8 protein-coding genes and 1 pseudogene are annotated in these 8,981 nt (G+C 72.6%); 6 read left to right on the forward strand and 3 right to left on the reverse strand.

The features are described from left to right. The first annotated feature begins 189 nt into the window (after positions 1-189). Both ADL34_RS32280 and mscL read left to right on the forward strand, forming a co-directional pair. On the forward strand, positions 190-810 hold the full coding sequence (locus ADL34_RS32280) for a hypothetical protein (protein WP_234375155.1): 621 nt from the start codon (positions 190-192) through the stop codon (positions 808-810). Between the two features lie 129 nt (positions 811-939). Next, positions 940-1,398: a large conductance mechanosensitive channel protein MscL gene (gene mscL / locus ADL34_RS32285; RefSeq protein WP_079034177.1), complete on the forward strand. Its 459-nt coding sequence runs from the start codon at positions 940-942 to the stop codon at positions 1,396-1,398. A gap of 40 nt (positions 1,399-1,438) precedes the next feature. Here the strand turns inward: mscL and ADL34_RS35940 are convergent, their stop codons facing one another. After that, positions 1,439-1,615, reverse strand: a complete 177-nt coding sequence (locus ADL34_RS35940) for a hypothetical protein (protein WP_086872747.1) — start codon at positions 1,613-1,615, stop codon at positions 1,439-1,441. A 207-nt stretch (positions 1,616-1,822) separates the two neighbouring features. On the opposite strand from ADL34_RS35940, the gene ADL34_RS32290 reads away from it, so the two are divergent. The 4 genes and pseudogenes from ADL34_RS32290 to ADL34_RS32305 all read left to right on the forward strand — a co-directional run bounded on the left by ADL34_RS32290 (position 1,823) and on the right by ADL34_RS32305 (position 6,520). Continuing rightward, on the forward strand, positions 1,823-3,061 hold the full coding sequence (locus ADL34_RS32290) for a low temperature requirement protein A (RefSeq protein WP_062668500.1): 1,239 nt from the start codon (positions 1,823-1,825) through the stop codon (positions 3,059-3,061). Positions 3,062-3,148: 87 nt separating this feature from the next. After that, positions 3,149-4,175: pseudogene (locus tag ADL34_RS32295) on the forward strand (P1 family peptidase). Positions 4,176-4,356: 181 nt separating this feature from the next. Continuing rightward, positions 4,357-5,586, forward strand: coding sequence for a L,D-transpeptidase (locus tag ADL34_RS32300; protein WP_079034182.1), 1,230 nt, complete (start codon positions 4,357-4,359; stop codon positions 5,584-5,586). A gap of 187 nt (positions 5,587-5,773) precedes the next feature. After that, entirely contained in the window at positions 5,774-6,520 is a 747-nt protein-coding gene (locus ADL34_RS32305; RefSeq protein WP_062668502.1) for a DUF6227 family protein, read from the forward strand. A gap of 33 nt (positions 6,521-6,553) precedes the next feature. Here the strand turns inward: ADL34_RS32305 and ADL34_RS32310 are convergent, their stop codons facing one another. Both ADL34_RS32310 and ADL34_RS32315 read right to left on the reverse strand, forming a co-directional pair. Then, a complete protein-coding gene (locus ADL34_RS32310) occupies positions 6,554-6,808 on the reverse strand; it encodes a hypothetical protein (RefSeq protein ID WP_062668503.1) in 255 nt (84 codons plus the stop codon). 129 nt (positions 6,809-6,937) lie between these two features. After that, on the reverse strand, positions 6,938-8,917 hold the full coding sequence (locus tag ADL34_RS32315; RefSeq protein WP_062668504.1) for a PTS fructose transporter subunit IIABC: 1,980 nt from the start codon (positions 8,915-8,917) through the stop codon (positions 6,938-6,940). Positions 8,918-8,981: the final 64 nt, after the last annotated feature.

Genomic DNA, 8,981 nt, shown 5'->3' on the forward strand with positions numbered 1-8,981 from the left:
GCGCGCAGAGGGCATTGCGCCCAGAGGGCGTAGCGCGCAGAGGCGGAACGTCTCCTTCGAGGGGCCGGGATTTCCACAGGCTGTGGGTTGTCCACGGGCTTCAGCGGGCGGCGGCGAGATGTCGGATGGTGGCTTCGCAAGCCGTTCCGTCCGCGTCGTTCCGGCGTCGTTCCCGCTGGTGGTGTTCCCGTGTCCTTCGCTCCCCCCACCCCTCGATTCCCCTCCTCCCCCGCCTCCCCGTTGCCGTCCTCCCCTTCCGCCCTTTCCTCCCCTTCCTCGTTCTGCGCGCCGCCGCGCTCCGCGCTGCCGCCGGGGCCCGACGCCCCGGCCACCCGTGAGGTGCCGCACTTCGACCCCGTGCGGGTGCGCGGGACGGGCCACCGGCTGCGCCGGCTCGTACGGCACCGGCGGCGGGCCGTCGCGGCCGGGCTGGCCGTGACCGCGGCCGCCCTGGTGGCGGCGGGACCGCGCGAGGCCGACGGGGCGCGCGGGCATCCGGCGCAGGCGCAGGGCCCGGCGCGGCCGCACCCGGTCACCGGGCGGGTCTCGGCACCGGTGCGGATCGCCGACGCGGCCACCGTGCGGCTGCTGCGCCCCGGCGACCGGGTCGACGTGATCGCCGCCGGGGGGAACGGGCCCCGCGGGGACGCCGAGGTGGTGGCGCGCGGGGCGCGGGTGGCGCAGGTGCCGGAGCCGCTGGACGCCGCCGGGGACAGCGGAGCGCTCGTGGTGCTGTCCGTGCCGCGGCCCACGGCCGCCCGGCTGGCGGGGGCGAGTGCCACGGCGCGCCTGGCGGTGACGCTGTGCTGAGCCCGGTCAAGCGTCGGGGCGCGTCACGTCCCTCGGAAGAAGAGGCCGATTGGACAGAACGGCTGAACGCTGACGTAGGTTGCGGAGCGAGCCGTTCCCCAAGCTGCGTGCCCGAGGAGTGCCCCCCAAGTGAGCGAGAACAAGGAACCGAGCGTCTGGCAGGGCTTCAAGACCTTCCTGATGCGCGGAAACGTCGTCGACCTGGCGGTCGCGGTCGTCATCGGCGCGGCCTTCACCAACATCGTCAACGCGGTGGTGAAGGGCATCATCAACCCGCTGGTCGGTGCGATCGGCACGAAGAACCTCGATCACTACAGCTCGTGCCTGACCGGTACCTGCAAGGGCGACGAGGGCATCCAGATCCTGTGGGGCTCCGTCCTCGGCGCCGGCCTCAGCTTCGTGATCACCGCGGCCGTCGTCTACTTCCTGATGGTTCTGCCCATGTCGAAGTACCTGGCCCGGGTGGAGGCCCGCCGCAAGGCGAAGGAGGGCACCCAGGAGGTCATCGAGGTGAGCGAGCTGGAGGTGCTGAAGGAGATCCGCGACGCGCTGGTCGCACAGCGCGGGTCGGGCCACGACCAGCGATAGCGCTCCGGTGCCTGACCGGCGCGGCGCCTGTCCGCGGGCCTCAGATGTGGTGCGGCGGCTTCTCGTCGAGGAAGCGCTTGAGGTCGGCCGCGCTGTCCCCGGCCGGCCGATCGCCCCACCCGCGGTCCGTGTCGTCCGAGGACTGCTGGTCCAGCGGGTCGTCGAAGATGAGCGCGGGCTTCGGCTCGCGCGGCTCGGAGGCGGGGGTGCTGCTCATGACTCCAGGGTACGGCCCCGCCGCGGCGCGACCCCGGTCCCGGCATAGACGGCGCCGCGACCCCTGCCCCGGCATAGGGCGGCAGCGCGACTACGGCCCCGGCATCGGGGGCATCCCGCCGGGCCGGTGGTGAAGTCCTGCGGGGGCTTGTGCGCGGGTCGTGCGCCGCGGGCGCGAATCGGCGCCCCATCTGCTGTGCTTGACCCCATGACGTCCAGTTCGAATCCCGCGCCGGACTCCCCCCGCCCTCCCGGACCCCGTCGGCCGCTGCGCCGGCTCTCGGCCCGGGGCCGTGGTGAGGCACACCGGGCCGCCACCCCGCTGGAGCTCTTCTTCGACCTGTGTTTCGTCGTGGCCATCGCCCAGGCGGGCGTCCAGTTGGTCCACGCGGTCGCCGAGGGGCACGCCGGTGAAGGCATCCTGAACTACGCGATGGTGTTCTTCGCCATCTGGTGGGCGTGGATGAACTTCACGTGGTTCGCGTCGGCCTACGACAACGACGACGTGCTGTACCGGATCGTCACGCTGGTCCAGATCTCCGGCGTGCTGGTCCTGGCCGCCGGGGTGTCCGAGGCGTTCGGGGACCACGACTACGCGGCGGTGCTCGTCGGGTACCTCATCATGCGGCTCGCCCTCGTCGGGCAGTGGCTGCGGGTGGCCAGGTCCAGCTCCGGTCGCGAGCGGGCGATGGCCCTGCGGTACGCCGGCGGGGTGCTGCTGTGCCAGATCGGCTGGGTGGGTCTGGTGGTGCTGCCGGAGGACGCCCGGGGCTGGTGGTTCCTCGTCATGGTCGTCCTGGAGCTGTGCGTCCCGGTGTACGCGGAGAGGGTCCATCCGACGTCGTGGCATCCGCACCACATCGCCGAGCGGTACGGGCTGCTCACCATCATCGTGCTGGGCGAGACCATCGCGGCGGCCACGGTCGCCGTGAAGACCGGCATCGACGAGAACGACGCGCTGGACGAACTGCTGCCCATCGCGGCGGGCGGCCTGCTGATCATCTTCTCGGCCTGGTGGATCTACTTCGTGGTCCCGATCCACGGGCATCTGCGCTCCAACCGGCAGTCGTTCCTGTGGGGTTACGGCCACTACGTGGTGTTCGCGTCGGCGGCGGCGATCGGCGCGGGACTGGAGGTGGCGGTCGAGCAGACCCTCCACGAGGCGCACATCTCGACGCTGGCCGCGACGGCGGCGGTGACCCTGCCGACGGCGCTCTACCTGCTCACCGTGTGGGCGCTGCACTCTCGGTACTTCAAGGTGGGCATCGCCCAGCAGCTGGTGCTGCCGACGACGGCCCTGCTGGTGATCTGCTGCACGTTCCTGCACGACTGGGGGGTGCTCGCGGCGGGGCTGGTCTCGGCGGCGGGCGTGGCGGTCGGCGAGACACTGACGGCCCGCGGGACGGCCCGGCCGCGCGCGACGGCGGCACGGGAGCCGGCCTCCTGACGGTCCCTCCCGGCAGATGCCGGCCTCCTGACGGTCCCGGCGCGGCGGGCCGGGTCCGGACGACAGGGCCTGGACGACACTGGGGGCATGACAGTTGACGCTCTGACGGATGTCGCCGGACTGCGGGTGGGCCACGCGACACGCACCGGGGACGGCTGGCTCACCGGCACGACGGTCGTCCTCGCCCCGGAGGGCGGGGCCGTGGCCGCCGTGGACGTGCGCGGCGGCGGGCCCGGCACCAAGGAGACCGACGCCCTGGACCCACGCAACGTCGTGCGGAAGGTCGAGGCGATCGTCCTGACCGGGGGCAGCGCGTACGGGCTGGACGCGGCGTCCGGGGTGATGGCGTGGCTGGAGGAGCAGCGGCGCGGGGTGCGGGTCGGGCCGGACCCGGCTCACGTGGTGCCGGTGGTGCCCGCGGCCTGTGTCTTCGACCTGGGGCGCGGCGGCGACTTCCGGGCGCGGCCGGACGCCGGCACCGGGCGCGCGGCGGTGGAGGCCGCGGCGGCGTGCGAGGCCGGGGCCCCGGTGCCGGAAGGCTGCGTGGGCGCCGGGACCGGTGCCACCGTCGGGCCGGTCAAGGGCGGGATCGGCACCGCGAGCACGGTCCTCGACTCGGGGATCACGGTGGCGGCGCTGGTCGTGGCCAACGCGGCGGGTTCCGCCGTGGAGCCGGAGACGGGCGCCCTGTACGGGGAGTTGCTGCGGGGCCGGGTGGACCTCCCGGAGGCGGGTGTCCACGAGGCCGCGCGCCGGCGGCTCGCCGAGCTCGCGGAGACCAACGCGGCGCCGCCGCTGAACACCACGCTCGCGGTGGTGGCCACCGACGCCGACCTGTCGAAGGCACAGGCGCAGAAGCTGGCCGGCACCGCCCACGACGGCATCGCACGGGCCGTATGGGCCGGTGCACCTGCTCAACGACGGCGACACGGTCTTCGCCCTCGCCACGGGTGAGCACCCCCTGGACCCCGGGCAGCCGCTCGCCCTCAACGACCTGCTCGCGGCGGCCGCGGACATGGTGACCCGAGCCATCGTCCGGGCCGTCCGGGCGGCCGGGTCGGTGACGGGCCCGGGCGGAGTGTGGCCGTCGTACGGGGAGTTGTACGGGCGGTAGCCGGCGGGTGCCCGGCCCGGTCCCTCGCCTCCGAATGGCCACATCGCGCTCACGATTGTCGCGGTTGTGTCACGTGATGGCGTTCACGGCGCACATGGGGAACCCGGCTCGGAGCGGTGGCCTCTTCCACCCTGGAACGGAACGGAACAGAACTCGCGAACGTCGGATGAGGGAGCAGATCGTGACAACGCCGGACATGACAGCGCGCCGCACAGTGGGGGCCTGTGCCGCCCTCGTGATCGGCGCCCTGACCCTCACGGCCTGCGGTGGCGGTGACAGCGGCGGCGGGGCCGGCGGTGACGGCAAGGGCGGCAAGGGGTCGTCGTCCACGGCGTCCGCGGCGAAGATCGTGATCTCGGCGAAGGACGGTTCGACGGGGGCGTCCATCAACACGACCGGTGTGCGGGTCAGCGGGGGCAAGCTGACGGCCGTCCGGATGAAGGACGCGAAGACCGGGCAGGACGTACCGGGTTCACTGTCCTCCGACGGGACGGGCTGGCACCCGGGCAAGCAGCTGGAGCGGGGGACCAAGTACGAGATAACGGCCACCGCGAAGGACGCGGACGGCCGGGGAACCACCGCCGACTCGGCCTTCACCACGGTCAGCGCCGCCGACAGCTTCATCGGCACCTACACCCCCGACAACGGCACCACGGTCGGGGTGGGTATGCCCGTGTCGTTCAGCTTCGACAAGGCGATCAGCGACCGGAAGGCCGTGCAGTCGCACATCACCGTCACCTCCAGCAGCGGCCAGAAGGTGGTCGGGCACTGGTTCGGGCAGAAGCGCCTGGACTTCCGGCCCGAGGACTACTGGAAGGCAGGCTCCAAGGTCACGATGAAGATCGACCTGGACGGCGTCAAGGGTGCCGACGGCGTGGTCGGGGTGCAGAAGAAGACGGTCAGCTTCACGATCGGCCGCTCGCAGGTGTCGACGGTCGACGTGAACACCCAGACCATGAAGGTCGTCCGGGACGGCAGCACGATCAAGTCCGTGCCGATCTCGGCGGGCAGCTCGGAGTTCTCCACCTACAACGGGCAGATGGTGATCTCCGAGAAGTTCAAGCAGCTCCACATGGACAGCCGGACGGTCAACCTGGCCGACGCGTACGACATCAAGGACGTGCCGCACGCGATGCGGCTGACCCAGTCGGGCACGTTCATCCACGGCAACTACTGGTACAACCAGGGCAACCCGCCGTTCGGCCGCCAGGGCACCAGCCACGGCTGCGTCGGCCTGCGGGACGTGAAGGGCGGTCAGGGGGACACGCCGTCCAAGTGGTTCTACGACAACTCGATGCTCGGGGACGTCGTGATCGTCAAGAACTCCCCCGACAAGAAGGTGACGCCGGACAACGGCCTCAACGGCTGGAACATGTCGTGGAGCGAGTGGACCGCGGGCAGCGCCGCCTGATCGGCACGCCCCCCTGAACCGCACGTCGGACAGGGTTTCTTGACGGTTCGACGGGCCGCGCGGGAACTTCTCGCGCGGTCCGCGCGTTTCACCGGACGTACGTTTTCTCGGTTCCCGGACATGATGTCCGACCGAGGGGCTACGGTATGCACCCACAAGGTGACATGCAGCAACGCCGGGAGAAACCTTGAGCGTTCCGTACGAGACCACAGCGTACGAACCACCCGAGTCGCCGGAGTCTCCGGAGGAGCACCTCGCGCGGCTCCTGGGCCGTGCCCTGAACTCCTTCGAGCTGCCCGACGAGAGCCTGCGGCGCCTGGACTGCGCGCTCGCCCACGACAGTTCGCTGCACTCCGCGCACCACAGCGCGGGACTGCACCGTGAGACGTACCGGCACACCTGGCTGCTCGCCGACGGTTCGGCGCTCACGCTGTGGGAGCTCGTGCACAACACCGCGCGCGGCGGCGCCCCGCAGCACGAGGTGTACGTGGACGAGGAGGAGCTGCGCGCCGCGACCGAGCGGCTTCCCCTGCCCCCGGACACGCCGGACTTCGAGCTGCCGGTGACCGTGCAGCTGTCGACGTCGGCCGCTCCCCGGCACGGTTTCGTGCCGGAGGACTCGGCGGACCACGCGCGGCGGCTGCTGCGCCGCGCGGAGAACGCGGACCGGCCGGGCCGTGAGACGGCGGCGCGGCTGGCCACGGCGTGCGGGCACCGGATCATGCAGGCGTTCGGGCGTCCCTGGCGGTCGGCGCGCGCGGGCCTGTCCTTCTCGCTCTACGAGCACGCGTTCCTGCTGCGGGACGGCGCGGAGGCCTCCCTGTGGGAGGTCGAGCACACGGCGACGCCCGACGGGCGGCACATGTGCGAGGTGTACGTCAGCGAGGACGCGGCGCGGACCGCGATGCGGCGGCGGGCGGCGCAGGTCTCCTGAGGTACCGGCCGGCGCCGGCGGCCGACGGCGCGGTCAGCGGCCGGTGTTGAGCCGGTGGACCAGGCCGGCGAAGGCGTCGCGTTCCGCCGGGGTGAGTTCGACCGCCTCCCGGTCGGGGGCGGTCTGCCGCTGCTGCGGAAGCCCGGGGAGCGGCTGGCCGGAGGCCCGCCGCTGGTTCACGGGGTGGTAGCGGCGCAGCAGACGCAGGAGCCCCGTCACCCACAGCACGGCCGCCAGGGCGAGGACGACGGGACCCAGGAGCTGGAGGATCGAGACGTGCTCAGGCATGTCTCCCAGTAGACACCACGGTCCGGGCCGAATGCTCCGGACCGTGACGTATCTCGCAGGAGCCGTGAACCACCCACAGCGACCCAACCGGGACAGGCGACGCCCCTCTCCGCCGCTGGGCCCCGCGTCTCAGGCAGCGACCGGCTGCTGCCCGGCGTCGGACTCCTGGGCGCCGGCGGCCGGGGTGCCGTCGGGTGCCGTGCGGCGCATGCCCTTGAGCAGGACGACGAGACCGGCCGTGACCGCCGTACCGGCCGCGATGGCCAGGAGGTAGAGGAACGGCTCGCCGATGAGGAAGGTGACCCAGACGCCGCCGTGGGGTGCGCGCAGGGTCGAGCCGAAGGCCATGGTGAGGGCACCGGTGACCGCGCCGCCCGCCATGGACGCGGGGATGACCCGCAGCGGGTCGGCGGCGGCGAAGGGGATGGCGCCTTCACTGATGAAGGAGGCGCCGAGGACCCAGGCGGCCTTGCCGTTCTCGCGTTCGGCCGGGGTGAAGAGCTTGCGGCGCAGGGTGGTGGCCAGGGCCATGCCCAGGGGCGGGACCATGCCGGCCGCCATGACGGCGGCCATGACCTTCATGGCGGAGTCGCCGGGGTCCTGCACGGCGATGCCTGCGGTGGCGAAGGCGTAGGCGACCTTGTTGACGGGGCCGCCGAGGTCGAAGCACATCATCAGGCCCAGCAGGACGCCGAGCAGGACGGCGTTGGAGCCGGACAGACCGCCGAGCCAGTCCGTCATGGCCTTCTGCGCCTGCGCGATGGGCTTGCCGACGACCACGAGCATCAGGAAGCCGACGGCCATGGAGGACAGCAGCGGGATCACGACGACGGGCATGATGCCGCGCAGCACCGGGGGGATGTCGACGCGCTGGATCGCGAGGACGACACCGCCGGCGAGGAGACCGGCGACGAGGCCGCCGAGGAATCCGGCGTTGATGGTGAACGCGATCATGCCGCCGACGAAGCCGGGGACGAGTCCTGGCCGGTCGGCCATGCCGTAGGCGATGTAGCCGGCGAGGACGGGGATCAGGAAGCCGAAGGCGACGCCGCCGATCTGGAAGAGGAGGGCGCCCCAACTGTCGGCCTGCGCCCAGTCGAAGTGCTCGGTGACGGGCGGGGCCTCGTTGATCCGGTAGCCGCCGATGGCGAACCCGAGGGCGATCAGCAGACCGCCGGCGGCCACGAACGGGACCATGTGACTGACGCCGGACATCAGCCAGGTGCGCAGCCGGGTGCCGTAGCCGGTGCCTGGTTCGCCGGCCCGGTCGACGGGGGTGCCGGGCCGGGCTGCCCGGGTGGTCTCGCCGCGGGCGGCCTTCTCCCGTACGTCGGCGATGAGTTCGGCGGGCCGGTTGATGCCGGCCTTGACGCCGACGTCGACCGTGGGCTTGCCGGCGAACCGGTCCTTCTCGCGTACGGGCACGTCGTGGGCGAGGATCACGCCGTCCGCGGCGGCGATGACGGCGGGGTCGAGCCGGGTGAAGCCGGCCGAGCCCTGGGTCTCGACGACGAGTTCGACGCCCGCGTCCCGCCCGGCGTTCTCCAGGGCCTCGGCGGCCATGTAGGTGTGGGCGATACCGGTGGGGCAGGAGGTGACGGCGACGATCCGGAAGGGACGCGCCGTGGTGCCGGTGTCGTCGTCGGCCGGGGCGTCGGGGGCGGGGGTCCGCTCACCCCGGATGAGCGCGGCCGCCGACTCGGCGTCCTGGGCGGCGCGCAGGGCGTCGGTGAACGCGCTGTCCATGAGCTGCCGGGCGAGCGACGACAGGATCGTGAGGTGGGCGTCGTCCGCTCCGGCCGGGGCGGCGATGAGGAAGATCAGGTCGGCGGGCCCGTCGGCGGCGCCGAAGTCGACGCCGGCGGTGCTGCGTCCGAAGGCGAGCGTCGGCTCGGTGACATGGCTGCTGCGGCAGTGCGGGATGCCGATGCCGCCCTCGAGCCCGGTGGGCATCTGCGCCTCGCGGGCGGCGACGTCGGCGAGGAAGCCGTCGAGGTCGGTCACCCGGCCCTGGGCGGCCATGCGCTCGGCGAGGGCGCGTGCCGCGGCCTCCTTGGTGTCGGCGGTCAGGTCGAGGTCGACCAGGTCCGCCGTGATCATGTCGCTCATCGCGGGCTCCTTCGCACGCGTATCGCCCCGGGAGTCCGGTGGGCGGGGGTGGGGGCGGGGACGG

The sequence above is a fragment of the Streptomyces sp. NRRL WC-3605 genome (genome assembly GCF_001509795.1).
GTDB classification, from domain to species: Bacteria; Actinomycetota; Actinomycetes; order Streptomycetales; family Streptomycetaceae; genus Streptomyces; species Streptomyces viridochromogenes.